Origin of the sequence: Nonomuraea sp. H19, assembly GCF_052068215.1 — a bacterium.
GTDB lineage: Bacteria > Actinomycetota > Actinomycetes > Streptosporangiales > Streptosporangiaceae > Nonomuraea.
Window position 1 is genome coordinate 35,405 of sequence record NZ_JBQHCV010000041.1, and the last position, 22,897, is coordinate 58,301.

Consider the following 22,897-nt stretch of genomic DNA (forward strand, 5'->3'; position numbering starts at 1 on the left):
GGGGGGGGCGACCTCCGGCTCCCGCAAGTTAGGCCGGTATCGCCGCGGACGCTTCGGCACGGGCGGGAAGCGGACGCAGGATCTGGTCCAGGCCGGTGCGATGCAAGATCTGAGCGCATCTGCCCTGCGCCCCGGCCAGCACCAGCCGGGCACCGAATCCGTGCGGACCAGGGTGGCGCCCGCTGCCCGGGAGGCGGGCCTCGCCACCGTCTACCGGTGGACCTCCGACGGCACCCGGCTGAAGCTGACCGTTTCCGTGACGCCCGAGGGCGACTGGCGGGTGCCGCTGCCCCGGCTCGGCATCCGGTTTGGGCTCGCGGGCTCGACGGACCGTGTGCGGTGGTTCGGCGGCGGTCCCGGTGAGGCCTACCCGGACTCCAGGTCGGCCTCCATGCTGGGCCGTTGGGAGTCCACAGTCGACGAGCTGCAGACGCCGTACGTCCGCCCGCAGGAGAACGGCACCCCCGCCGACGTCCGCTGGGCCGAGATCGGCGGCTTCAGGATCGAGAGCGACCCGGAGTTCTGGTTCAGCGCGCGGCGCTGGACCAACGAGCAGTTGGACACCGCCGCGCACCGCACCGACCTCACGGCCGGCGACCGGGTGTGGGCCAACCTCGACCATGGCCAGCACGGCATCGGCTCGCAGTCCTGTGGGCCCGGCCCGCTGCCGCACCACTACCTGCCGGCTCAGCCTGCGGAGTTCTGCTTCTACTTCCTGGAGATCAAGTGACTGACAAGGTCGTGAAGTCGCCCGCCGACGGCCAGCTCTTCACCCGTCCGGCCGCGGTCGCGTCCTGTCTCGGATTCATCCTCATCGGCATGCTCCAAGCCCTCAACGGCCCGGCGGTCCCGGGCCTGCGGGAGCAGTACGGGCTGACCCCGTCCGGGCGAGGCTGGGCCTGAGCCTGCACTTCGCGGGCAGGCTCGCGGGAGTCCTCGCCTTCAACGCCATCCAATCCCGCATCAGCAACAGGGCGCTGGTCGTCGCAAGCTACGCTCTGATGGCGGCGGGCGGCGCGGGCTTCGCGCTCGCCCCAAACTGGCCGGTGGCACTGGCCGCCGCCTTCCTCGGCGGCCTCGGCTTCGGCGGCATCGACTACGGCCTCAACCAACTGTTTCGCGGTCGGCTTCGGCGAGAAGTCCACTGCCATGCTGAACGTGCTCAACGCCCACTTCGGCATCGGAGCGGTGCTCGGACCGGCCGTCGTGGCCTGGCTGGGTCCGGACGACTTCGCGTACGCGTTCGCCGGCTGCGCGGTGCTGGCGGCGGCGCTGGCCCTGACCACGAACGGCATTCGCGCGAGGACGGCGGCCGGCGTCCCCTCCGAGGCGCCGTCCGTGAAACTGGGCCTGGCCCGCATCCTGATCGGCTTCATCGCCCTCTACATCCTCAACGTCGCCGTCGAGGCCGGGGCGGGCGGCTGGGAACCTGCCCACCTGGAAACCATCGGCTACAGCGTGACCGTGGCCGCCTCGGCGACCTCCGTCTCCGTGTACTGGCTGATGATGGCGGCGGGCCGCTTCCTCGTCGTCCCTATCACGCTGAAGTACTCCCCGGAACGCATTCTCACCGTATGCACGGCCGGCATGACCGTGTGCCTGCTGCTCACGCTCTTCAAGGGAGCGGCGCCCCTGGCCTACGTCGGTGTCGGACTGTTCATCGCGCCCGTCTTCCCCACCGGCCTGCCCTGGCTCAACAGGGCCCTTCCACAATCCAGACGCGCCGGCGCCGGGGTCATCGCGGCCTCGATGCTCGGCGGTGTGGCGGCGCCGCCCCTGCTCGGCGTGGGCATCGAGGTGTCGGGAATCCACGCCGTGCCCTGGCTACTCACCGCGCTGTCCGCCGCCTTCCTGGTGGCGACGGTCTGGCTGATCCGCCTGACGAGGACATCCGGTTCGCCGCTTGGGCGAAGGACGAACTCGGCTGAACCAGGAGATGGCGCGCCGCGTACCCCTTCCTACAGGCGTCGAGTCACCTGATCCCTAGACCTCGGCAATCGTGTGGGAGGATCTGGCCACGATGAGTCCGTTCTCAGTGGTGAGGTGGGTGCGCGCGGCGAGTTTCTCCGCCACGTGCGCCGCCCTGGCCACGCTCGGACACGTGATCGGCGGAGGCTCCTTCGACCCGGCGGCGGCGCTGGCCGGTTTCCTGCTCCTCCTCCTGCCCGCCTTGGCTCTGACCGGACGCGAACGCACTCTCGTCTCCATCCTGCCTGCGACGGCCGCGTCGCAGATCATCCTGCACACTTTCCTCACGCAGAGCGCCGACCGGCAAGCGGCGGCGCATTGTGCGGAGATGGCGGGGATGGACGGCATGGTTCACGTGCATCCCACCATCTCGCCCGGCGTCGGGATGCTGCTCCTGCACGCGGCGAGCGTGCTGCTCACCTCCGTGTGGCTGCGGTGGCTGGAGGCGGGGTTGTGCGCCCTGGTGCAGCAACTGGCCGGCTGGGTGCTGCGCCCGCTGCTGGTGCTGTTCTTCCTCGCTCTCGGCTGGATCGCCACTCCGCCACGGCTGATCACGCATGCGCGTCAGGACGAGAGCGCGCGCATCCGGCTGTTCCTGAAATACGTCCTCGTGGTCAGGGGACCACCTGAAGGGCAGGCCTGGCCCGCAGCGGCCGTGTGATCTGGTGATACCGAGCCTGCCGGTCAGGCTCGTCAGTCAAGCGTCAGCAGCAGTCCACTGCCCGGGCGCGGTCTCGCCATGATCAATGCTGCTGCCTGCGGGTCTTCCGACCGCCACACACCGGCCACCACCTGGCCGTTCGTGGCGTGCGCACCTCCAGGTCCGGCCCACAGAGAGCACGTACGCATGAACCCTTCTTGTTTTGCTGCCGCCATGGCCGCCCTCGTGGCCTTGACCGTCACCGGATGCGGAGCCGGCACCGAGCCCGCCGACCCCGCGGACGCGGCCATCGACACCTCGGCGCCCGCTGCCAGGACCAGCTATCCGCTGGCCTTCGACAACTGCGGCATGCGGGTGACCTTCGCCAAGCCACCGCAGCGGGTGCTAATCCTCAACGGCACCAGCGTTGGCGAGGTGGAGAGCTTCATCCTGCTTGGCCTGGAGAAGACCGTCCTGGCCAACGCGCAGAGCTACGGCGTGTCCGACGACCCGTCGATGATCGACAAGATCAAGGCCCTGCCGACCGGCGGGCTGAGCATGAACAAGAACTTCGACGTCCCCGCCGAGCAGGTGCTCAAGCTCAAGCCCGACCTGGTGGTGTCGACATGGTCGGGTGGGTTCGATGCTAAGAAGGGCTTCGCCACCCGCGAGCAGCTCGCCGCGTCCGGCATCACCTCGCTGGTCAACCCGGTGAACTGCGCGATGGGCAAGCCGGAGGCGACCGAAGAGGAGCAGCGCGCCTACCGCAACCAGTCGATCAACAGCTCACTGGAGTTCATCAGCCTCCTGGGGCGGATCTTCGACGTGCAGCAGCGCGCGCTCGACCTGATCAGCGGCCTGCGGGCCCGCGTCGAGATGGTACGCCAGCGCGTTGCGGGCCTGCCTGCCAAGAAGGTGCTCATCGCCTATCCCGGCATGGCCATGATGAACGCCAGCGGCCTGCCCGCCGTGATGACCGGAGGCATCTACGACGACGTCATCAGAGCGGCCGGCGGCGTCAACGCCTTCGCCGGCCAGACGTCCGACGCCACGCGCACCCTCAACAAGGAGCAGCTCGCCACCGCCCAGGTGGACGTGCTGGTGGTCGGGCTGTTCACGCCGCAAGAGAAGGGCGAGCAGGAGGCGGCCAAGCTGTTCGCCGCCTACCCGAACTGGGCGGCGTCGAAGTCGAAGACCTACACGGTCATCTCCGACGGCGTCTACCTCGGCCCGCTCAACGCGTGGGCAGTGGAGAAGATCTCCAAGGTGGTCCACCCCGGTGACTGACACCCTGACTCTTCCACCGCGGACCCGGCCCGCGCCGTCCCGCCGCCCGCATCTGATTTCCGGCCCAGCGACCGGGCTGCTGCTGGCCGCTCTGGTTGCCGGGCTGGTCGCGGCGCTGGTGGTCGGCATCTCCATCGGCTCGGTCAACCTCCCTCTCGCCCAGGTCTGGGGTGTGGTCTGGGCGCACGTCACCGGACGTGGCGCGCAGGCCGACCCGCTGCTCAGTCAGGTCGTCTGGGAGATCCGCACGCCGCGGGCGCTGCTGGCCGCCCTGGCCGGAGCCGGCCTGTCGGTGGCCGGGGTCGCGTTGCAGGCCCTGGTACGCAATCCACTCGCCGACCCGTACGTCCTGGGCGTCTCCTCGGCCGCATCCCTCGGAGCCGTGCTCGTCCCGGCGCTCGGCAGCACCGCGCTGGCGGGCGCGTTCGGCGTGACCGGCGCGGCCTTCGCTGCCGCCATGCTGTCGGCGCTGCTGGTCTACGTCCTGTCTCAGCGCGCCGGACGTCTGCTGGACACGTGGCTGGTGCTGACCGGGGTCGCCGTCGGCTACCTGTGCGCTGCGGCCACCACCTTCGTCCAGCTGCAGCTCAATCCCACCGAGCTGCAGGGGATGATGTTCTGGCTGATGGGCAGCGTCGCCGGCGCGTCCTGGCCAGACCTGGGCGTGCCCGCCCTGCTCATCGTCGCCTGCATGGTCTGGCTGGCGCTGCAGGCCCGGGCGCTCAACGCGTTGCTGGCCGGTGAGGAGGCGGCCATCGCCATCGGCGTGCCGGTGGCCGCCCCGCGGATCGGCCTGCTGGTCGCCGGGTCGCTGCTGACGGCCACCGTGGTGAGCGTCGTCGGCGGCATCGGCTTCATCGGGCTGATGATCCCGCACATGGTGCGGTTCGTCGTCGGTGCCGACCACCGGCGGGTGCTGCCCGTGTCGCTGCTGACCGGGGCGCTGTTCCTGGTGCTGGTGGATCTGGCGGCCCGGACCGTGGACCGGCCGAACGAGCTGCCGGTCGGGATCTTCACCACCGGGCTCGGCGTGCCGTTCTTCCTGTGGCTGCTGCGCCGCCGCGCGAAAGGCGGCACCGATGCGGCTTGACCTGAACGGCGTCAGCGCCCACATCGACGCCCGCCCCATCGTCGAGGATGTCACCCTGACCGCCGGGCCGGGCGATTTCGTTGCGCTCATCGGTCCCAACGGCAGCGGCAAGTCCACCCTGCTGCGTACGGTCTATCGATCCCTGCGCCCCTCGGCGGGCGTCATCCGGCTGAACGGGGAGGACCTGTGGCGGATGCGGCCCCGCCAGGCCGCGCGTCACCGCGCCGTACTGCCCCAGCACGGCCAGGCCGTGGAGGGATTCTCCGCGGCCGAGGTCGTCGCCGCCGGCCGTCACAGCCACAAGCGCCCGCTCGAACGCGAGACCTCCGCCGACCAGGCGGCGGTCACCACCGCACTCGAGCGGGTCGGCATGGATTGGGCCGCCGACCGGCTGATGACTTCTCTGTCCGGCGGGGAACGGCAACGCGTCCTGCTCGCCCGAGCCCTGGCGCAGGAGGCGCCGCTGCTGATCCTCGACGAGCCCACCAACCACTTGGACGTCGGATCCCAGCTTCTCCTGCTGGACCTGATCCGCTCCCTCGGGCTCACCTTGCTGGCCGCCCTGCACGACCTCGACCAGGCCGCCGCCTACGCCGACCAGGTGGTCGTGCTCCGCGACGGCCGCGTCGCCGGGCACGGCCCGCCCTTGGAGGTGCTGACGCCCGCCTTCATCGAGGAAGTCTTCGGCGTACGCGCCCACGTCGGCCCGCATCCCATCACCGGACGCCCGCACATCGCCGTGGCCTCACCGGTGACCACGTCAGATGAGCTGATCACAACCGGTATCCGCGAAGGAAGGTAACCCATGACCAAGCCGCTGACCTACCTCGGCACCGTGTGCGGCAGTTGCAGAGGCCCGGACAGGAAGCGGACGCCGTGTGGCACGATCAGATCGACGAAGCCGATCGCGCCCACGGCGGCAACGGCCACCGCGGTCAGCAGCGCGGTGACGGCGAGCAGGGTGACGGCGAGCAGTACGATGCGCGTCGTCCGCACGTCGACATCCAGCGAGGACGCGGTATCGGGGCCGAAAGAGAATCCGTCCAGAGCGCTCGCATACAGCCAGATGACGCACATCCCCACCACGCCCACGACCGCAGTGATGATCGCCAAGTCCCAGCGGGGCGAGGCCATCGAGCCGAGCAGCCAGTGTGTGATGGCGCGGGTCGCCCCCTACTTGCGCCTGTAGCCGGTGGCGCCCGCTGTTCCACGGGCAGAAGTCGTCGGCTCGGCGGTCCTCACCCTGACCAAGGGGAAGAGCCGCAACGTCTTCGTGGGTGGCGCCGCGATCCTAGTCGACCACCGAACGCCGCAGTGAGCTGAGCAGCTCATTCGACTACCCGGCGAGCTCAGGCATGTCCACGGCGGCCGTCCCGCCGTCATCACCGACGAGATGCTTCACAGGGGGAACTGGCGACCTCGCGTATTCAAGGGTCGCGTGTTGACGTGCTCTGGAGCTGTCAAAGTCACACGGCTTGACGCGCTCCCCGGGCTGAAGCCGGGGATTCGGCCTGCGCCGCCGCGTACTCATGCGGCGGCACTTCCGTGGCTTCCTGCTTCGCCGACCGTGCCCTTCCGCCGGTGCGTGCGCGCGGGCGGCTTGGTCTTACCGGTCTCCACAGGCGTTTTACGTCTCCGCTTCCCGCCCATCTCAGGCGCGGGTTTCCGTCCAGCGGCGACGACTCGACGTCCTTAGCTGCGGACGTTGATCGCGGCGTTGATGTCGCGGTCGTGGACCGCCCCGCACGGGCAGGCCCATTCCCGCACCCGCAGCGGCATGCTGTCGGCGACCGTCCCGCAGGCCGAGCACAGTTTCGACGACGGGAAGAACCGGTCGACGCGTACGAATGTCCTGCCATACCGCTTGGCCTTGTACTCCAGCATGCCGGTGAACGCCGACCACCCGGCATCGTGCACGCTCTTGGCCTGCCGAGTGCGCGCCAGCCCCTTGACCGCCAGGTCCTCCACGTACACCGCTTGATTCTCGCGGATGATCTGCGTGGAGAGCTGGTGGCAGAACTCGCGGCGCGCGTCGGCGACCCCGGCGTGCGCCCGGGCGACCTTCAGGCGGGCCTTGGCCCGGTTCGCCGAGCCCTTCTCCTTCCTCGACAGCGCCTTGTTCAGGCGCTTGAGCTTCTTCTCCGCCCGGCGCAGGAACCGGGGGGAGTCGACCTTGCGGCCATCGGACAGCACCGCGAAGTGACCGAGTCCCAGATCGATCCCCACCTCGCCGGCGGCCTCGGGCAGCGGTTCGAGGCGGACCTCGACGACGAACGAGGCGAAGTACCGGCCCGCCGCGTCCTTGATCACCGTGACCGAGGAGGGTTCGGAGGGCAGCTCCCGCGACCAGCGCACCGCGACATCCCCGATCTTCGGCAACCGCAGCCGCCTGCCCGGCGTGAGGGAGAACCGCGCGTTCTTGGTGAACCGGATCGCCTGCCTGTTGTCCTTGCGGGACCGCAAACGCGGCGGCCCCAGCTTCGGCCCCTTGCGCCTGCCGGCGATGGAGTCGAAGAAGTTGCGGAAGGCGGTGGTGCAGTCGGCCAGGGCCTGCTGCAGCACCACCGCCGACACCTCGGCAAGCCAGGCCCGCTGCGGGGTTTTCTTCGCCGCCGTGATGACCCGGGACGGACAGTTCGGCGTCGGTGAGGAACGGTTCGCCGTTCTGGTGCGCCTGGTTGCGGATCGTGAGGGCGTCGTTGAACACCACCCGGGCGCACCCGAACGCCTTGGCCAGCGCGATCCGCTGGGAAGGCGTCGGGTCGATCCGGTAGGAGTAACGCAGCCGCACACGATCATTCTAGCATTGGTCTATGACCGAAGATGGAGACATCAGAACTGGCAGGCACTGTGTTTTCGCGCTACACGCCCACTTGGTTTTCGCGACCAAGTTCCGGCATCCCGTCTTCAACCGAACCCATCTGGGACGCCTGGAGCAGATCATGCAAGCCGTCTGTGCCGACTTCGAGACCGAACTGGCCGAGTTCAACGGCGAGGCCAGCCACGTCCACCTGCTGGTGAACTTCCCACCCAAGATCGCCCTGTCCCGGCTGGTCAACAGCCTCAAGGGCGTGTCCTCCCGCAGGATGCGCCAGGAATTCCCCGAGTTGGCCCGCCACTACTACCGGGCGAACAATCTGTGGTCCGGCTCCTACTTCGCCGGCTCGGTCGGCGGCGCCCCCATCAGCGTCCTGCGCCAGTACATCGAACAGCAGAACCGGCCGGTCTGAGCCGCCAAAACGCCGGTCCGCCCGGCGGCGAACCCGCTTTCCCTGCCCCGCTACGCGGGAAAGTCCGCTTCATCCCCGGCCTGAAGGCCGGAGCGCTGCGGACGATCTGGGTAGCGGCCAGCGGATGGGCGGAGCCACTGGCCGTCAAGCCGGACGGCGTCTGCTTCCCTCCGGTGTGAACGTGAGGGTGTCCTTGAACGTTCTTCATGTTCGGCGTAGTGGTGTGGCGACGAGCGTGACCCTCGACAAGCAGGACGACCTGAGAGATGCGGGGGCCCTTGCATGAGGGCCACAAGTAGCCAAGGCCTCTACGTGGGCGTACCGATAACGCATATGAGCTTGCTCGCCTCGCAGATTCCGAGACCTGGCTTCGGGTGGATGGCCCTAGGCCGAATGGCGTATTTCTGCTGGTCCGAGTGACAGGAAGGATGCCCCTATGACGCGTTCCTCTTTCGACCTCGAGGCATTTCTCGCTCAGCCCCTCACTGCCCGCATCGCGACCAGCGGACCGACTGTGCGTCCAGTTTGGTATCTATGGGAGGAAGAAGTCTTCTGGATCTTGACGGGGCCATGGGCGAAGCTCTTCCACCGGGTCCGCAGCGATCCTCATGTCGCTCTTGCGGTGGACGACTGCGATCTGAGCACAGGTCTTGTCCGCCAGGTCATCGTGAGCGGGCGAGGTGTACTCGTTCCCTTCGATGTGCCACGCGGTCGGCGCAAGCTGGCTCGTTACCTAGGCGATGATGAGTCCCGCTGGGACCCTCGTTTCGTGCGCTACCTACATGATGATCCTGGACAACGCGGCACGGCATGGCTGAAACTGACGCCCACGTCTCTCACGGCCAAAGACCTGAGCTACCGCACAACCCCTTAGCGCACGACTGAGAAGATCGTTCATGTTCGGGGCGCTTCAGCGCCGGCCAGCCCAACTTGCCTTACGCGTGGCTCAACGGCCTTCAAGCGGCTGACCAGCTACGTCGCTGGACAACCCCAGATATCCGGTGGCGTCGGCGTCGGCCTTGACCACGTAGACCTCCCTGTAGGATCCGCGTTGGGTGTAGCTCGCCGCCACCTGAGCCCCCCTGCGGCCTGGTAGATCACGTCGGCGCCACCGTCGAACATGCCCTGGGCCACGGTCTTGCTCTTGGCAGGGTCGTTGAAGCCGCTGAAGTCGGGCGGTTCGGAGAGGTACTTGCTGTCGATTTTGATAGTGGGCTTGACTGCGCGGACACCAGCCACGAAGCCGGCCTCGAACTTGTCGATCAGCGGCAGGCGGACTCCGCCGACGAAGCCGACATGGTCCTTCTTGGTGTTTTCAGGGCCGCGGCCACTCCGACGAGAAAGACATCCCAGGAGCTTTAGTTGTCAAGCAGCAAGCGACTCGGCGTGATGCGACCAGGCAGTCACCTCGTCGTAGAGGGCGCCGGTCTTGAGGCAGCCGTGCAGGATGCCGACGAGGCAGTTGGCCACCTGGCGCAGGGCGGCGTTGTAGTCGGCGCCGCGGGTGCGTTGCTTGTCGTAGTAGGCGCGGGCGCCGGGCGAGCTGCGGACGGCGGTGGCGGCCTGGGTGATCAGGGCATCGATCAGCCGGTCGTTGTGCACGTAGCGGGCCGCGACGACCTTCTTCTTGCCCGAGGCCCGGGACAGCACCCGTCGATCATCACAGTTCTTGCGGGCCTTGGCGCTGGCATACCGCTTGGGGTCGTCGCCGAACTCTGCGAGCACCCGGGCGCTGAGGATCACTCCCAGCCCGGGCTGGGAGGTAATGATCTCAGCGGCCGGGTGCTGCCCAAAATGCGCCTCGACCTCCTTGTGCAGGCCCGCGACCTGCTGGTTCAAGGTGGCAAGGACGGCGATCAGGGCGCGGACGGAGGCGGCGTAGGCGGCGGTGACCACCTCAGGCTGGCCCAAGTGCTGCTCGCGCAGGGCGGCCTGGATCGGCGCGGCCTTGGCGGCCAGGTCGCCGCGGCGGCCGGCCCGCTTGAGCGCCGCGCTGATCTGGCTGATCGTCAGCCGTGCGGCGGCGGCCGGATCAGGCGCTTTGGCCAGCAGGTCAAGGGCTTCGGGGGCGTCCAGGTCGTCGAAAGCGGCCAGCGCGGCGGGGAAGTAGTCGCGCAGGGCGTGCCGCAGCCGCTGGGTTTGCCGGGTGCGCTCCCAGATCAGCGTCTTGTGCGCGCGGGTGACCACCTTGATGGCTTCGGCCTGGTCGCTGTCGCCGGCCACCGCGCGCAGCTGGTGGGCGTCGGTGCGCACCATGTCGGCCAGCACGTGCGCATCGGCCGCGTCGCTCTTGGCGCCCGACACCTTATGCCGCTTGCGGTAGTCGGCGGCCTGCAGCGGGTTGACCGCGAATACCTGGTAGCCGGCTGCCACCAACGCCTGCACCCACGGGCCCCGGTCGGTCTCGATGCCGATCAGCACCTGACGGGCGGCCTCCTGCTCATCCTCGATGTCGGTGCCGAACTGCCCGGCGATCATCGCGTGCAGCCGGGCCATGCCCGCCACCCCCTCCGGCAGCCGAGCCTTGGCCAGCCGCGCGCCGGCAGCGTCCATCAGCTCCACATCGTGGTGGTCCTCGGCCCAGTCATCTCCCACGAACAGCCGCACGAATCCTCCCGTCGATGTCCTCGTCTCCGCTGGTCAGCGGCCTGCGGGAGAGGCATCGGCGACCTAATGAAGCAGTGCTCACGCCACATGCGGGCGGGCACGACATCCCATAAGCGATCAACTCTCCCGACCTACCGGCAGGGGCACGGTCTTTCATCAGGACTCCACGTCCAGGAACCCCGAGTGCTCACCTGCCGGCAGCCACTATCCACCACGGAGTCTGCCGGATGGCTTACTCCCAGCACTCATTAGGAACCCTCATGCTCGGCGAACACCAGGTTGGCGATGTTTGGGCCAACGGCTGCGGCGTCGTCGACGATCGCGAACTTGGTGCCGGGGAACTCTGCGGCGACCTTCTTGATCTGGCCGGAGTAAGCGAAGCCGGACCGCGTTGATGGGGTTGTATCCGGCAGAGACGAGCAGGCGGAGTCGCTCCTCACGTGCCGCGTCGGGTTCGGCGCTGCCGGCTTCGAGTTCATTGATCTCGGCAAAGCCGAGCTTGGCCTTGGCCTTGTCCAGGCCTGCGGCGGTGGCGTCGTTGAGCGTTTTGTCGCCGCGACCACCGATGTCGTAGGCGACGCCTACCCTTACCTCGCGCCCCTCTGCGGCCGGGCCATCGCTGGCGGTCCCGGACGACGTGGCCGGTCCACGGCCGTCACCGCATGCAGCCACGCCCATAAACATGCCGATCGTCAACGCGGCCGTGACCACCCGGCCGAGCCTGTGGCGCGATCGAACCGGTGCTTTTCTTGCCCCGCGCGCGGACGGTGAGGTGCTCAGCAGATTCCGGACAGTTCGGGCCTGTCTCATGAGGGCGGGGAAGTCGGCGTCGAAGCGGGTCACGCCGGCCAGCCGCCCGAACGGCGTGTCGGCGGTCGGCACCCGCCCGTCGCCGGGGTCGAACCGGTCCAGTCCGGGCACCGGCCTGGCCTTCTGCTGCGTCCGGACGGCCTGCCCGCGCGGGTCGGCGAGGACGGCCTCGTTGCGCATGTAGGGGGCGCGCCGGTGAGCACGATCATGCCGGCGTCCACGTACGCGCCGGTCCTGGTGGTGACGGCGCGATCCTGCTGATGAGCTCCTGCCGGTCGGCCTGGCACGTCGAACCGCCGCCCTCCGGCCAGACCACGATCCTGGCTCTGGCTCCGGCTCCGGCCTCCTGTTGCGTGGCGGCCAGCAGGGAGTCGTTGACCGCCGCGAACGCCTGGCCGGATCGCCGCCGGGTCCGCCCGGGAGAGCAGCTCGGGCGAGTCGTAGCCATTGAGCGCCCGGCCGGACGCCTCCAGGACGGCACGGGCGGGGCTGACCCCCGCCACGCGTACCGTCTCGCCGGCGGGCTCCGACAGCGCCAGCCGCACGCTGCCGCCGGCCAGCACCACCCCAGCACGACCCCGAAGGGCGCCACCCGCCGCCAGGCGAACCCGTCCTGCCAGACGTGGTTGCAAACGGCGGCGAACCAGGCGATCAAGAAACTCACACCGTAGCTGCCCGTCAGGGAGGCGAGCTGGATGAGCGGTAGGTTGTCGTGCTGGGTGACGGCCAGCGAGCCGAGGATGTTGCCGACCGGGCTCGCGGTCGCCAGCGCGTACTCGACGCCGACCACCCCCGCGGGGAACACCAGCGTGCCCCACACCCTCCGAGCCGCGCCGCGACCAGCCGGTCCAGCAGGTACGGCACGGCCGTCGCCAGCGCCATAACCAGGGAGAGCATCAGGACCGGGCTGAAGACTGGAAGCCCGCTCTCGTACAACCAGAAGATGGCGGCCACGATCCCCGCGAGCCCGGGCAGGATCCGGCTGGTCCGCGAGAATCGTCACAGCAGGATCAGGTAGATCCACGCGGCCCCCGCCACCTCCCACCGCCCGTGCGCGGCCACGAGCGACACGAACGTCCCGGCACCGAGGAGCGCCCACCGAGCGCGCGTGCCTGTGAATGCGTCCATGGTCGGGAACGGTAGGCGGAGCTGAAAGGGGCGACCATGCCGCGCACCCCCGAACCAATGGTCGGGAACACCCGTCCAATGATGGGATCATGTCCGGCATGACTGGATCAGACCCGAAGGCAGACCTCCACCGCTATCTGCAAATCGCCCGCGACGCCCTCCTGTGGAAGCTCGACGGCCTGTCGGAGTACGACGTCCGCCGCCCTATGACCCCGACAGGCACCAACCTGCTGGGCCTGGTGAAGCACGTGGCCAGCGTCGAGTTCGCGTACTTCGGTGAAACCTTCGGCCGTCCGTCCGGCGAGCCGCTGCCCTGGTTCGAGGAAGGCGCGGAGCCGAACGCGGACATGTGGGCGACCACCGACGAGTCGCGCGAGGACATCGTCGGCCTCTACCACCGGGCGTGGGCGCACTCGGACGCGACGATCGAGGCGCTGGCGCTGGACGCGATCGGCCACGTCCAGTGGTGGCCGCCGGAGCGCCGGGAGGTCACGCTGCACCGCATCCTGACCCATGTGAGCGCCGAGACCCATCGGCACGCCGGCCACGCCGACATCGTCAGGGAAACGATCGACGGCGCCGCCGGCCTGCGGGCCGGCAACGACAAAATGCCGGCGGCCGACCAGGCGTGGTGGGAGGCTTACCGGGCCCGGCTGGAGCAGGCGGCACGCGCGGCGGGCAACCGGTAGTAGACCAAACGCTTGCTAGGTTCTGGTTTTTTCCCGCAGCGCAACCGTCAGCCGAACGTGAGCTGATCGTGGTCGAGCAGCAGCAGTCCAGCGGCGGGGTCCGGGCACGCGTGAGCTCCGCGCTGCGCCCGTTCTTCCAGTGGCTTGCCGGCACCAGGGGCTTCGCCAAGGTCGCGCCCAAGATCGGGCCGCGCCTCGACCGCCTCGTCAACCGCATGACGGGCGGCCGCGTGCTCATGGGCGACCAGATGATCCCCCACCTGCTGCTCACGACGAACGGAAGCAAGTCCGGGCAGCCCCGCGAGAGCCCGCTCGCCTGCCTGCCCGAGGACTGCAGCACGTTCCTCGTGGTCGGCAGCAACTTCGGCAGGGACCACCACCCTGCATGGAGCGGCAACCTGCTGAAGACCCCGCAGGCCACGATGCGGTTCCGTGGCCGCGTCATCCCCGTGACCGCCACCCTGCTGACGGGGACCGATCGCGAGCAGGCGTGGCAGGTCCTCATCGCTTCTGGCCGCTCTACCAGGGCCACACCGAGCGCTCGGTAGCCGGCGCACCGCGGCCAGCTGTCGGCGTACACGTGAATGTGCGCCAGCGTGTACGGATGAGAATGCACCGTTCTTAATGCAGTGACGCTATGTAACTGCGAAGCTACTGTCCTCTGGTCGGAGTCGGTGGAGGGCGGCTGACGGTGGTCTTGGACCCGCATCGCTGGTTGGAGCTAAGGCGGTTTCGCCCTCTGTACGAGTCCGGCGCGATGAGCTTGCGGGAGATCACGGCCGAGACCGGGTTGAACCGGCGGACCGTCACCAAGTACCTGTCGGGCGAGGTTCCGGTGACGCCACCGAAGCGGGCGCCCAGCAATCGGCCACGGCGGCGGGTGGTGGACGAGGTCGCGCCGTTGATCGACGCCATGTTGCGGGCGGAGATTCTGCTCAAGGGAGCGGTAATCCACGAGCGCCTGGTGGCCGACTACGGGTTCACCGGCAACTATCAGCGGGTCAAGATCTACTTGCAGGAGGCGCGCCCGAGGTTCGCCGCCGAACTCGGGATCAGCCCGGGCGAACTGGCGGGGCTACATCGCCGGTTCGAGGTGGTGCCGGGCGCTCAGGCGCAAGTGGGTTGGGGTGGCGAGGGCAAGATCTTGGCCCATGTCGGGATCCGAAGGTCTATTCGTTCCACATGACCTTGTCCTACTCGCGGGACCCGTTCTGCTGCTTCACCACCAGCGAGGATCTGGCAACCTTCTTCGTCTGCCACCGCCGGGCGTTCGAGCACTTCGGCGGGGTGTCGATGTCGATCGTCTACGACCGCACCAAGACGGTGGTTCGCCGCCACGTCGCGCCAGGTGAGGCTGTCCCGTTGCCTCTCCGAGGCGGTTGCCTTCGCCGGGCATTACGACTTCGACCCCGATGTGCTGGCCGCCTACCGGCCCACCGGCAAAGGCCGGGTCGAGCGGCAGGTCGCCATCGTCCGTGACCATGTCTGGCCGGGCGCGCGTTCTCCTCGATCGAGGAGCTCGACGCCGCCTTCGCCGCCTGGGTTCCGCTGCGGTGCTCCAAGGTTCATGGGACCCACGGCGAGGTCATCGCCTGCGGGCGGTCCGTGACCACACGGCGCTGCAGCCGATGCCACCCGCCCCGTATGTGGTGGCCCAGCGGCATCTCCGCTACGTCGGCAAAGATTGCCTCCCCTTGACTGGTCGCCTTCGAAGCGAACCTGTACTCGGTCCCGGCTCACCGGGTCCAACCACGCCAGCTGGTCGAGGTCAGAGCGACCAAGGTGCAGATCATGCTGCACGCCACCACACCCGACCACACCGGTCAGACACTGCTGGCCGCCCATCAGCGAGCCGTGCGCCAAGGTCAGGGCAAGGGCCACAACAGCCCAGAGCCGGCTCCCGGACCGTTGGCGGGCCTGCTCAACCGGTCGCCTCCTGGACGCGGACGGACGCTCGACCCGCGGTGGTCCCGCTCGCCCCCTGGCACGAATCCGTCGTCATACCTCCCGCCACGACCGATCCTGAACGCGAATCTGAGGGATAATCGATGAAGGATAATAAAGGAGCGAACGTATGGCTGACAGGTCTGCTGTGTCGCTGGGTGCAGCGTTGGGCCCAGCGAAGATCGACACAGCGCGGACTATGTCCCGGCAGGTCTACGAGACGCTTCGCGAGGCCATTGTCGAAGGTCGGCTCCAGCCGGGGCAGCGCGTTGTGGAGCTCGACGTCGCCCGGCAACTGAGCGTCAGCCAGACGACGGTGCGTGCGGCTCTGGATCAGCTCGCACATGATGGGCTGGTGCTCCGGTTTCCGCGGCGTGGTAGTTACGTGGCGTCGATCGAGAAGGAGCAGGCCCGGCATGCTTACGAGGTGCGGGCGACTCTGGAGCCTCTTGCTGTACGAGCTTTTTGTACCGACGCCGACGACACCGCCATCAAGCGGCTTGAGGAGCTTTTGCATGATCTGCGCGAAACAGCTGCCCGCGACGATCTGACCGGCTTCGTCGAGGCCGACCTCGCCTTCCACCACACTGTGTGGGAAGCGAGTGGAAACACCATGCTTGCCAGGGTATGGCCGCTGCTGGAGGCCGGGACGCGAAGCTTCGCCACGGTCACCAACCGTGTGTACTACCAGGATTTGGCGGAGGTGGCTGCCGAGCATGTCGCCCTGTTCGAGGCGCTCGCCACCAGGAACGCCGAGACAGCCGAACGGCTCGCCGTCGAGCACGTCAATGTCGTTTGGCAGCGGGCCGAACGCGCCGACGCCGGCGGAGGCTGAATGCCTCGCCGGCGCCGAGTTCGGTCATGAGGAGGGCAGTGCTGCCACGAGGTCGATCTCGACCAGGATCCCAGCCAGTTTCGACCCCACGGTGGTCCGGACGGGGAACGGGCGCGAAAGGTGCTCCTCGTACACGGCGTTGTAGTCGTGGAAGTCGCGATCCAGCTCGGCGAGGTGTGTGGTCACCTTCACCACGTGTGAGAAATCGAGGCCCTGTTCCGCCAACAGCGCAGCCAGATTGCGCAGCACCTGCCGTGTTTGCTCGGCGATCATCTCTCCCACGACTTGTCCGGTGACGGGATCATGGGGTCCCATCCCGGCGGTGTAGAGGAACCCGTTGGCCACGACGGCCTGCGAGTAGGCGCCTGCCGGCCGGGGCGCTGTGCTGGTGTGGAGATGATGTGTGGTCATGGTGTCCTGTCTCAGAATAGGGTGAAGATCACATCGGATATGTGGTCGGTCTCGTCCAGCACGGGAATGAGCCGCCAACGATCGAATGCCGCGCATGGATGGGCCACTCCCAGGCGGACAACGTCTCCGACGTCGAGGTCGGACTCGGGCGGAAGGCGCACGTAGGCGTGCTGGTCGTTGAGTGCCGCGACGATCGCGTCATCGAGTCGGCGGAGTAGTCCCGCGGGTGAGCGTGCGCTCAGGACGGTGGGTGGGGCGACGTCGAAGGCGAGGTCGCGCTTGCCGGCGCCCAGAAAAGCGAGTGAGGGCTCCGGTCGGGAAAGAACGTGGCTCCACACCTCGATCGCGGGGCGAAAACGCCCAGCGAGCGGGGACAGTGAGCCGAGATGCCCATGATCGTGAGTCACATAGCCACCGCTACGCAAGAGCACCGTGGACGCCGGTCCATTGAGCGTGGTGGCGACCACGTCGAAGTAGAGACTGCCGCCCGCGCTGAGGATGATCGGCGGTCGTGCGATCCCGGAATCCACTAGCCGATCGCCCAACTCGCGCAGGCTCTCGCAGAGAGCGTGCACCTGTGCCAGTTGCTCCGGCGTGCGCTCGCCACCGATGACGCCTTCATACGTGCTCGCGCCTACCACGCGCAGAATGCGAGTGTCCGCGGCGGTCTTGGCGACCAAGAGTGCCTCATCGACTCCGCGCGCCCCAGTCCTGCCGCCGGGGAAGCCGAGTTCCACCAAGACCGGCAGTTCACCGGCGAAGCAGCAGCGGCGGAGCTCGTCAGCCAGAAGGCGCACGCCCGCCACGCTGTCGACATAGCAGACCACCTCGAGGGTGGGATCGCGCGCCAGGACGCGGGCGAGCCACCGAATCCCAGCGGGGTCCACTAGCGGGCTGGCCAACAACACCCGGTTGGCCTCGGCAGAGATACATGCGGCCGCCTGGTCCACAGTTGCGGCGGTGAGCCCCCAGGCTCCGGCGCGGAGCTGTGCCCGCCAGATTCTCGGCGCCATGGTCGTCTTCGCGTGGGGCGCGAGCGACACACCCTGCTCGGCACACCAGACGGCCATCGTCGCGATGTTGTGTTCCAGGGCGTCGGCTCGCAGGATCATGAGCGGCAGAGTCACGATCGGATGGGGCCCGAACACGTTGAGCCGCAGGCCATTCAGCTCTTCGACAGGAATGCGGCCGAGCAGTGCGAATCCCTTGGATGCGGCAGGTATCACACACGACGCGTGGATCATGGGGACCATTCCCCTCGCCGGAGCGCCCGGCCGGGAGCTCGGCCAGTCAACTCGCCATCGATTAGCACCGGGACGCCTGCCACGAGCACGTGATCGACACCGACTGCGAGCTGGCGCGGTCGGTCGTAGTCGGATCGGTCGTCCACACGGGCAGGGTCGACCACCGCAAGGTCTGCGGCCCAGCCGTTTCGGATCTGGCCACGCCCCGCCAGGCTGAAGCGTTGCGCGGGACGACTAGCCAGGTGGACGGCTGCCTGTGCCCATGTCCAGTCACCGAGGTGGCGCACGTGCCGGCCAAGGAATCTCGCGAACGCGCCGAAGCCGCGCGGATGCGGATGAGCTCCGCCGTAGAGGCCGTCGGAACATCCCATGTGCGCCTCATGGCGGAGCACTTGTCTGATGTCGTTCTCCGTGATTGCCCCCGATTCCGCGAATACGCAGGCCACTTGGAGGTCGCAGTCGGCTAGCAGGAGGATGAGGAATTCGGCGAGATCGGAGTCCGTCCGCCTGGCGGCCTCGATGAGCGTCATGCCCTCGGCCCAGCCGTACTCGGAGTTGGCGGCGTGGGCCAGGATGGCCTGGCCCAGGGCGGGTTCGGTGGCGACGCGCTGCCTGACATGCTGCTCGGCATCAGGCAGTGCGAGCCAGGCCAAGGTGGCGTCAGGGCCGCCAGCCTGCCGCCGTAGGGGCAACAGCGCCATCGCGAGGAGCGTGCTGCCGCGCAGGTATGGGTAGGAGTCGAAGGTCAGGTCTATGCCGTCAGCGCGCGCCTGATCGGCCAGATCGACCAAGACGCGGCCTGGCCCGTGGTAATGGGAGATATGCACCCCAACATGGCTGGCGGCGCCGATGGATCGTACCTCGGACACCCCTTGGCCTGCGGCGTTGTCGTAACCGCGCATATGTGTGACATAGACACCGCCGCAGGCGGCGACAACGCGGGTGAGTTCTGCCAGTTCCGCTGCGTCGGCGTGCGCCCCAGGCATGTACTCCAGACCGCTGGATAGTCCGACGGCACCCTCGTCCATCCCCTGCCTGACCACGTCCGCCATCGCGGCCAGTGCGCCGTCGCTGGCCGAGGCCGACAGCCCGAGGACGGCATGCCGTACGGTCGCGGCAGGAACCAGATAGGCCACATTGACGGGAACGGCGCGATCACACTCTGCGAGCAGGTCGGCCACTGTACCGCCGTTGGCCAGTACGGTTGGTGGCGGCCCGTCGACCGAGCCGAAGTATCGGCGCACGTACTGGACTGTGTCCGCCCCTGCAGGCGCATAGCCCAGCCCGTCCTGTCCGAGAATTATGGTCGTGACCCCCTGTCGCAGCAGGGCCGCCCACGTCTCGGGGGACTGCAGTGCACCCACGGCATGTAGGTGGGTGTCCACGAAACCAGGGAAAACGTACTTACCTCTGACGTTAAGGTCGACAGCGGCGACAGCGCCCATCAGCGATCCGATGGCGACGATCCGGCCCGACCTCACGCCGATATCGCCAGGGTATGGCGACTGGCCGCTGCCGTCGACGATCCAGCCGGAGCGCAGCAACGCGTCGAACTCGCTCATCGCGGTGGTCTCCCTGCCATGCGGGAGTGCATCACGGCGCCGTTGCCCGCCAGGAGACCACCATCCACGGCCAATGTGGCCCCCGTGATCCACGCCGCCTCATCGGAGGCGAGGAACAGGCAGGCCGCCGCTACGTCCTCCGGCTCCCCGATCCTTGCCAACGGGTAGTAGCCAGCCAGCCGTTCCAGTAGTTCGGGATCGAGAGCTACCCGCTCATCCCAGGCCGGAGTCCGCACGGTACCGACCGCCAGGAGGTTGACCCGCAGCCCGCGGGAACCGTATCGGACGGCGAGATTCTGGGTGAGGTTGATCAGGCCTGCCTTTGCGGCGCTGTATGCCTCATGGCCGAGGCCGGTCGCACCGTTGACCGACCCGATGTTGACGATCGCTCCGCCGCGCGCGGCGAGCAGATGCGGCAACGCGACCTGGGTACATACGACGGCACCCCACAAAGTGGGGCCGACCTGTGCGTTCCAGTCGTCTTGCGTCAGATCTTCGAAGTGCGTCTCGCGCGAGACGCCGGCGTTGTTGACCAGCACGTCCAATCGGCCGAGCGTGTCCACCGTCTCAGCCACCGCCGCCTCAACGGCGGCCCGGTCGGTAACGTCGCAGGCGAGGCCGAGTGCTCGCCCACCATCGGCGGTCACCGACCGGGCCGCCGCCGTAGTGCCGTCGACATCACGATCCAGGATCGCGACCGCGGCCCCCGCTCGCGCCAGCCTGTCGGCCACTGCCCGTCCGATCCCAGCTCCGCCACCGGTGATCAGCGCGACTCTGCCGTGCATCACATCACCCCGAATTCCTGGTAGGTATCGGCCAGCGTGGCACCCGATCTCAGGGCTCCCAGCGCTTGGCGCTCAGTCCGCAGCTTCGCCTCCGCACGCTCAAGCACCGCCTCCAGCAGCCCCGCAGGGACCACCACGCATCCGTCTTCATCGCACAGCACGAGGTCGCCCTGACACACGCGCACGCCCCCAATCCACACCGGTGCACCGAACGCAACTGCCTCGAGCCGCCCCTTGGAGTCGGCAGGGTGCACGCCCCGAGCCCAAACGGGGAAGCCCATCGCTCGCACCACCTCGACATCACGGCAATAGCCATCGACGAGGGCGCCCGCGCACCCTCGGGCAGACGCCCGCGTGGAGATGAGCTCCCCCCAGAAGGCCGCCGGGGTGTCCGCCGGTGCCTGGACCACCATCACTTCACCCGTCCTCAGTTCGTCAACCGCTTCGAACTGGAGCGCATAAGGCCGGTCCGGCATCCGGTTAGCCGCCACCACGGTCACCGTCGCGGCGTGGCCTGCCATCTTAGAACCGCCGCCGCTGAGCGCGGCAATCCCTGGCGAGAGCGTCTGATCTCGACAGCCCAGCTCGTCGAGTGCGTCCGCCACCACAGCGGTGGACAGCTCAAGGAACCGATCATTCATCCATCCTCCAAGCGTTAAACGAGTATCGATAATCTATAGACTCCTCTTGTCGGAACACAAGGGGCCCCAAGTACGGGGATTCCTGTAGTCTCGGAATTTTGGGGGATCACGATGCCGAGCGGGTCCGTGACATCCTGCGCGGCGCCGGGCGGGTGGACTCCCGTAGGGCGTGTGCAGGGTCGGTGAACAGCTTTTCCAGCCGGGTGGCCGGGATGGCGCGGTCGCCGCGGCGGGCGGGCTTGCGGCGCTCCAGGCGCCGGCCGGGGTTGGTGGCCAGCAACTCCTGGCGCTGGGCCCAGGTGGTGAAGGAGACCAAGGCGGACAGATGCCGGTTCCAGGTGGCCGCGGCCGCAGTGTTCCAGCGGTCCATCACCGCGGCGCACTGCTCGAGGGTCAGCGCGGCGACCGGATGATCCGGGCCGGTGATGGCGGTCAGGCGGGCGAGGGTCTCGGCGTAGCGGGTGCAGGTGGTGGCGGCGGTGCGGGAGCCGAGGAAGCGTTCGACGGCGACGGTGATCGTCGTGCGGGTCGCGTGGGGGGCGGGGTCGGGCTGGCCGGGGAAGGCCACGACGGACACGCCGCTGAGGAGTGCTATGCGGCCCTGCTCCCCCATCGCGACGGTCCTCCGGCCGGCGCCACCAGCCTGTCGCTGGCCGTGCGCCCGGCCGCCCACACGCTCGATGAGCTGGCGCTGCTGGGGGTCAGCCCACATAAGCCCAAAACCCACATTGAGTGGAGGCCAGCCGTTCCAGGCCCGCCCGCTCAGCCAGCCGCAGCGCCGGAGCCAGGCCGCCATACGAGATCAGATGCTCTTCATCGAAGATCGCGTGAGTGTTGCTCGCGGCGTGGGAGAATCGCACTTACGAGTTATCTGGGGTCCGTCTGGACCGGCAGGCAAGTAAGGCAAGTGGCCTTCTGTGAACTTGCCTGACGGATTATCTGGGGTTGTCAGGCAAGTAGGTCACGTCAGGGGACGTGAAGCTATCTTGGGTGACTTTTGGTAGTTAGACATGTGTGGCATGTAACGTGATCGCATCTTGCCTCACGAGTGACTTCGGGTGTCTTCTGGTATGTCAGCCATGTCAGGTGCGCCGCCTCGGCCTACCGGCCTGAGCGGGCGGTGGCCGCCGATGGGTGGTGTTCTTGTGGTGGTCGATGAGGGCCTCGGGCTGTATGTCGAGGCGTCCTGGCCGGGATCACGGAGCGTCACGGTCAGGCTCGGCGTTCATCGGCGTTCATTGGTGATCGTCGTGGCTGATCGCATATGCCACCGCGGTGTGGAGATCGAGTTCGGCTCCGCGGCGGAAGGCGGCGGCGAACGCCCGTTGTCCGAGCCCTTGGCGGGCGCCGCTCTCGCAGTCCTGGTGGGAGTGGGTGTGGTAGGGCAGCAGGGTGGGGGCGAAGCCGATCTCTTGCCACAGTGCGTCGGAGGCGCCCAGCAGGCGGGCGGCGCGCTCGTGGGCGTGGCGGGCTTCGGCGGTCCAAGCCAGTACCTCCAGCGCCTTGGCCAGCCCCCAGTGGTCGTTGACGGCCATCCATGGCGCGGTGGCTTCCTGGATGAGTCTCTCGGCCTGGCGGGAGTCGCCGTGTTTCCAGGCTGCGATGCCGATGAGGAACAGCGCGTACGCGCGGAACAGAGGCGCGTCGTGGACATCGCACAAGGCCCGCAGCTCACGGCCGAGCGCCGCGGCGGCGTCGGGATCGCCGGCGGCGCAGAATGTCGCGGCGAGATAGAGGTTGAGGCCGACGGCATCGAGATCGCTGGCCGCTCGCTGGCGTGCGCGCGCCGCCTTCATCAGGGCCAGGCCATGCCCGGTGTTGCCGGCCGACAGCTCGGCGATGCCGGCCGTCATGGCGGCGTATGTCCGGCCTGTCTCATCTGCCAGCTCCTTGGCCAGGGCGTGGCACTGTCTGAGCCGTGCCGTGGCCGCAGCGGGATCTCGCTGGTGGATCGCCAGCAGGGCGTCAACCCACAGTGCGGTGATACGCGTCCGGGTCCGCGCCGGCACGAGGTCGAGGCCATGAT

The 22,897-nt window shown here is 68.2% G+C and carries 26 protein-coding genes and 4 pseudogenes; 15 read left to right on the top strand and 15 right to left on the bottom strand.

From position 1 onward, the window contains the following. Window positions 1-100 precede the first annotated feature (100 nt). The 7 genes and pseudogenes from ACTMTI_RS51045 (at window position 101) to ACTMTI_RS51075 (ending at window position 5,787) form a co-directional block, all read left to right on the top strand. Window positions 101-730, top strand: a complete 630-nt coding sequence (locus ACTMTI_RS51045) for a beta-galactosidase small subunit (protein WP_441128151.1) — start codon at window positions 101-103, stop codon at window positions 728-730. Next, window positions 727-903, top strand: a complete 177-nt coding sequence (locus tag ACTMTI_RS51050) for a hypothetical protein (RefSeq protein ID WP_441128152.1) — start codon at window positions 727-729, stop codon at window positions 901-903. The genes ACTMTI_RS51045 and ACTMTI_RS51050 overlap by 4 nt, the downstream gene beginning before the upstream one ends. A gap of 195 nt (window positions 904-1,098) precedes the next feature. After that, window positions 1,099-1,980: pseudogene (locus ACTMTI_RS51055) on the top strand (MFS transporter); the annotation flags it as partial. Between the two features lie 40 nt (window positions 1,981-2,020). After that, complete coding sequence (locus tag ACTMTI_RS51060; RefSeq protein WP_441128153.1) at window positions 2,021-2,629, top strand: hypothetical protein; 609 nt, start codon at window positions 2,021-2,023, stop codon at window positions 2,627-2,629. Between the two features lie 213 nt (window positions 2,630-2,842). Next, window positions 2,843-3,895 carry an ABC transporter substrate-binding protein gene (locus ACTMTI_RS51065; RefSeq protein ID WP_441128154.1) on the top strand — a complete coding sequence of 351 codons (1,053 nt, stop codon included), beginning with the start codon at window positions 2,843-2,845 and terminating at the stop codon, window positions 3,893-3,895. Continuing rightward, window positions 3,888-4,985: a FecCD family ABC transporter permease gene (locus tag ACTMTI_RS51070; protein ID WP_441128155.1), complete on the top strand. Its 1,098-nt coding sequence runs from the start codon at window positions 3,888-3,890 to the stop codon at window positions 4,983-4,985. Before ACTMTI_RS51065 ends, ACTMTI_RS51070 begins: the two co-directional genes overlap by 8 nt. Then, complete coding sequence (locus ACTMTI_RS51075) at window positions 4,975-5,787, top strand: ABC transporter ATP-binding protein (RefSeq protein ID WP_441128156.1); 813 nt, start codon at window positions 4,975-4,977, stop codon at window positions 5,785-5,787. The genes ACTMTI_RS51070 and ACTMTI_RS51075 overlap by 11 nt, the downstream gene beginning before the upstream one ends. Before the next feature lie 20 nt (window positions 5,788-5,807). Here ACTMTI_RS51075 and ACTMTI_RS51080 read toward each other — a convergent pair whose 3' ends face one another. From ACTMTI_RS51080 to ACTMTI_RS51090, 3 genes and pseudogenes are all read right to left on the bottom strand, one after another. After that, window positions 5,808-6,143 carry an iron chelate uptake ABC transporter family permease subunit gene (locus ACTMTI_RS51080; RefSeq protein ID WP_441128176.1) on the bottom strand — a complete coding sequence of 112 codons (336 nt, stop codon included), beginning with the start codon at window positions 6,141-6,143 and terminating at the stop codon, window positions 5,808-5,810. Window positions 6,144-6,677: 534 nt separating this feature from the next. Next, on the bottom strand, window positions 6,678-7,604 hold the full coding sequence (locus ACTMTI_RS51085; RefSeq protein ID WP_441128177.1) for an RNA-guided endonuclease InsQ/TnpB family protein: 927 nt from the start codon (window positions 7,602-7,604) through the stop codon (window positions 6,678-6,680). Between the two features lie 100 nt (window positions 7,605-7,704). Continuing rightward, a pseudogene (locus ACTMTI_RS51090) lies at window positions 7,705-7,776 on the bottom strand (helix-turn-helix domain-containing protein); the annotation flags it as partial. 22 nt (window positions 7,777-7,798) lie between these two features. Between ACTMTI_RS51090 and tnpA the strand changes: the two are divergent. After that, window positions 7,799-8,215 (top strand): IS200/IS605 family transposase, encoded by a 417-nt coding sequence (gene tnpA, locus ACTMTI_RS51095; RefSeq protein WP_441128157.1) that lies wholly within the window; start codon window positions 7,799-7,801, stop codon window positions 8,213-8,215. 436 nt (window positions 8,216-8,651) lie between these two features. Further along, window positions 8,652-9,089 carry a pyridoxamine 5'-phosphate oxidase family protein gene (locus ACTMTI_RS51100; RefSeq protein ID WP_441128158.1) on the top strand — a complete coding sequence of 146 codons (438 nt, stop codon included), beginning with the start codon at window positions 8,652-8,654 and terminating at the stop codon, window positions 9,087-9,089. Window positions 9,090-9,295: 206 nt separating this feature from the next. On the opposite strand, the pseudogene ACTMTI_RS51105 reads toward ACTMTI_RS51100, so the two are convergent. The 5 genes and pseudogenes from ACTMTI_RS51105 to ACTMTI_RS51125 all read right to left on the bottom strand — a co-directional run. Beyond that, window positions 9,296-9,558 (bottom strand): annotated as a pseudogene (locus ACTMTI_RS51105) (BMP family lipoprotein); the annotation flags it as partial. A gap of 22 nt (window positions 9,559-9,580) precedes the next feature. Then, complete coding sequence (locus ACTMTI_RS51110) at window positions 9,581-10,822, bottom strand: IS110 family transposase (protein WP_441128159.1); 1,242 nt, start codon at window positions 10,820-10,822, stop codon at window positions 9,581-9,583. Window positions 10,823-11,080: 258 nt separating this feature from the next. Further along, on the bottom strand, window positions 11,081-11,812 hold the full coding sequence (locus tag ACTMTI_RS51115) for a hypothetical protein (RefSeq protein ID WP_441128160.1): 732 nt from the start codon (window positions 11,810-11,812) through the stop codon (window positions 11,081-11,083). 25 nt (window positions 11,813-11,837) lie between these two features. After that, complete coding sequence (locus ACTMTI_RS51120) at window positions 11,838-12,452, bottom strand: hypothetical protein (protein WP_441128161.1); 615 nt, start codon at window positions 12,450-12,452, stop codon at window positions 11,838-11,840. 179 nt (window positions 12,453-12,631) lie between these two features. Further along, the gene (locus ACTMTI_RS51125; RefSeq protein WP_441128162.1) at window positions 12,632-12,760 is read right to left on the bottom strand and encodes a hypothetical protein; all 129 of its coding nucleotides are present in this window, start codon (window positions 12,758-12,760) and stop codon (window positions 12,632-12,634) included. A gap of 98 nt (window positions 12,761-12,858) precedes the next feature. Between ACTMTI_RS51125 and ACTMTI_RS51130 the strand changes: the two genes are divergently transcribed. The 6 genes from ACTMTI_RS51130 to ACTMTI_RS51155 all read left to right on the top strand — a co-directional run bounded on the left by ACTMTI_RS51130 (window position 12,859) and on the right by ACTMTI_RS51155 (window position 16,228). After that, window positions 12,859-13,449, top strand: coding sequence for a DinB family protein (locus ACTMTI_RS51130; RefSeq protein WP_441128163.1), 591 nt, complete (start codon window positions 12,859-12,861; stop codon window positions 13,447-13,449). A 68-nt stretch (window positions 13,450-13,517) separates the two neighbouring features. After that, window positions 13,518-13,997: a nitroreductase family deazaflavin-dependent oxidoreductase gene (locus ACTMTI_RS51135; protein ID WP_441128164.1), complete on the top strand. Its 480-nt coding sequence runs from the start codon at window positions 13,518-13,520 to the stop codon at window positions 13,995-13,997. A gap of 209 nt (window positions 13,998-14,206) precedes the next feature. Beyond that, on the top strand, window positions 14,207-14,635 hold the full coding sequence (locus ACTMTI_RS51140; RefSeq protein WP_441128165.1) for a hypothetical protein: 429 nt from the start codon (window positions 14,207-14,209) through the stop codon (window positions 14,633-14,635). After that, a complete protein-coding gene (locus ACTMTI_RS51145; protein ID WP_441128166.1) occupies window positions 14,632-14,928 on the top strand; it encodes a hypothetical protein in 297 nt (98 codons plus the stop codon). The genes ACTMTI_RS51140 and ACTMTI_RS51145 overlap by 4 nt, the downstream gene beginning before the upstream one ends. Window positions 14,929-15,147: 219 nt before the next feature. Then, window positions 15,148-15,501 (top strand): Mu transposase domain-containing protein, encoded by a 354-nt coding sequence (locus ACTMTI_RS51150; protein WP_441128178.1) that lies wholly within the window; start codon window positions 15,148-15,150, stop codon window positions 15,499-15,501. Between the two features lie 91 nt (window positions 15,502-15,592). Continuing rightward, on the top strand, window positions 15,593-16,228 hold the full coding sequence (locus ACTMTI_RS51155) for a GntR family transcriptional regulator (RefSeq protein ID WP_441128167.1): 636 nt from the start codon (window positions 15,593-15,595) through the stop codon (window positions 16,226-16,228). A gap of 24 nt (window positions 16,229-16,252) precedes the next feature. Here the strand turns inward: ACTMTI_RS51155 and ACTMTI_RS51160 are convergent, their stop codons facing one another. The 7 genes and pseudogenes from ACTMTI_RS51160 to ACTMTI_RS51190 form a co-directional block, all read right to left on the bottom strand. Further along, on the bottom strand, window positions 16,253-16,639 hold the full coding sequence (locus tag ACTMTI_RS51160; RefSeq protein ID WP_441128168.1) for a RidA family protein: 387 nt from the start codon (window positions 16,637-16,639) through the stop codon (window positions 16,253-16,255). Between the two features lie 11 nt (window positions 16,640-16,650). Then, window positions 16,651-17,883, bottom strand: coding sequence for an alanine racemase (locus tag ACTMTI_RS51165; protein ID WP_441128169.1), 1,233 nt, complete (start codon window positions 17,881-17,883; stop codon window positions 16,651-16,653). Beyond that, entirely contained in the window at window positions 17,880-19,445 is a 1,566-nt protein-coding gene (locus ACTMTI_RS51170) for an N-acyl-D-amino-acid deacylase family protein (RefSeq protein WP_441128170.1), read from the bottom strand. Before ACTMTI_RS51170 ends, ACTMTI_RS51165 begins: the two co-directional genes overlap by 4 nt. Next, window positions 19,442-20,230, bottom strand: coding sequence for an SDR family NAD(P)-dependent oxidoreductase (locus ACTMTI_RS51175; RefSeq protein WP_441128171.1), 789 nt, complete (start codon window positions 20,228-20,230; stop codon window positions 19,442-19,444). Before ACTMTI_RS51175 ends, ACTMTI_RS51170 begins: the two co-directional genes overlap by 4 nt. After that, entirely contained in the window at window positions 20,230-20,871 is a 642-nt protein-coding gene (locus ACTMTI_RS51180) for an RraA family protein (RefSeq protein ID WP_441128172.1), read from the bottom strand. Before ACTMTI_RS51180 ends, ACTMTI_RS51175 begins: the two co-directional genes overlap by 1 nt. 106 nt (window positions 20,872-20,977) lie before the next feature. Beyond that, window positions 20,978-21,583: a site-specific integrase gene (locus tag ACTMTI_RS51185; RefSeq protein WP_441128173.1), complete on the bottom strand. Its 606-nt coding sequence runs from the start codon at window positions 21,581-21,583 to the stop codon at window positions 20,978-20,980. Window positions 21,584-22,106: 523 nt separating this feature from the next. Continuing rightward, window positions 22,107-22,897, bottom strand: a pseudogene (locus ACTMTI_RS51190) (hypothetical protein); the annotation flags it as partial.

Excerpts from the sequence above, each read along its gene's own strand:
- ACTMTI_RS51100 (WP_441128158.1), top strand. The coding sequence starts at position 8,652 with ATGACGCGTTCCTCTTTCGACCTCGAGGCATTTCTCGCTCAGCCCCTC.
- ACTMTI_RS51075 (WP_441128156.1), top strand. The coding sequence starts at position 4,975 with ATGCGGCTTGACCTGAACGGCGTCAGCGCCCACATCGACGCCCGCCCC.
- ACTMTI_RS51115 (WP_441128160.1), bottom strand. The coding sequence starts at position 11,812 with ATGCGCAACGAGGCCGTCCTCGCCGACCCGCGCGGGCAGGCCGTCCGG.
- ACTMTI_RS51125 (WP_441128162.1), bottom strand. The coding sequence starts at position 12,760 with ATGGACGCATTCACAGGCACGCGCGCTCGGTGGGCGCTCCTCGGTGCC.
- tnpA (WP_441128157.1), top strand. The coding sequence starts at position 7,799 with ATGACCGAAGATGGAGACATCAGAACTGGCAGGCACTGTGTTTTCGCG.
- ACTMTI_RS51155 (WP_441128167.1), top strand. The coding sequence starts at position 15,593 with ATGTCCCGGCAGGTCTACGAGACGCTTCGCGAGGCCATTGTCGAAGGT.
- ACTMTI_RS51130 (WP_441128163.1), top strand. The coding sequence starts at position 12,859 with ATGACTGGATCAGACCCGAAGGCAGACCTCCACCGCTATCTGCAAATC.
- ACTMTI_RS51175 (WP_441128171.1), bottom strand. The coding sequence starts at position 20,230 with ATGCACGGCAGAGTCGCGCTGATCACCGGTGGCGGAGCTGGGATCGGA.
- ACTMTI_RS51180 (WP_441128172.1), bottom strand. The coding sequence starts at position 20,871 with ATGAATGATCGGTTCCTTGAGCTGTCCACCGCTGTGGTGGCGGACGCA.
- ACTMTI_RS51165 (WP_441128169.1), bottom strand. The coding sequence starts at position 17,883 with ATGATCCACGCGTCGTGTGTGATACCTGCCGCATCCAAGGGATTCGCA.
- ACTMTI_RS51145 (WP_441128166.1), top strand. The coding sequence starts at position 14,632 with ATGACCTTGTCCTACTCGCGGGACCCGTTCTGCTGCTTCACCACCAGC.
- ACTMTI_RS51185 (WP_441128173.1), bottom strand. The coding sequence starts at position 21,583 with ATGTGGGCTGACCCCCAGCAGCGCCAGCTCATCGAGCGTGTGGGCGGC.
- ACTMTI_RS51140 (WP_441128165.1), top strand. The coding sequence starts at position 14,207 with ATGAGCTTGCGGGAGATCACGGCCGAGACCGGGTTGAACCGGCGGACC.
- ACTMTI_RS51160 (WP_441128168.1), bottom strand. The coding sequence starts at position 16,639 with ATGACCACACATCATCTCCACACCAGCACAGCGCCCCGGCCGGCAGGC.
- ACTMTI_RS51170 (WP_441128170.1), bottom strand. The coding sequence starts at position 19,445 with ATGAGCGAGTTCGACGCGTTGCTGCGCTCCGGCTGGATCGTCGACGGC.
- ACTMTI_RS51045 (WP_441128151.1), top strand. The coding sequence starts at position 101 with ATGCAAGATCTGAGCGCATCTGCCCTGCGCCCCGGCCAGCACCAGCCG.
- ACTMTI_RS51060 (WP_441128153.1), top strand. The coding sequence starts at position 2,021 with ATGAGTCCGTTCTCAGTGGTGAGGTGGGTGCGCGCGGCGAGTTTCTCC.
- ACTMTI_RS51065 (WP_441128154.1), top strand. The coding sequence starts at position 2,843 with ATGGCCGCCCTCGTGGCCTTGACCGTCACCGGATGCGGAGCCGGCACC.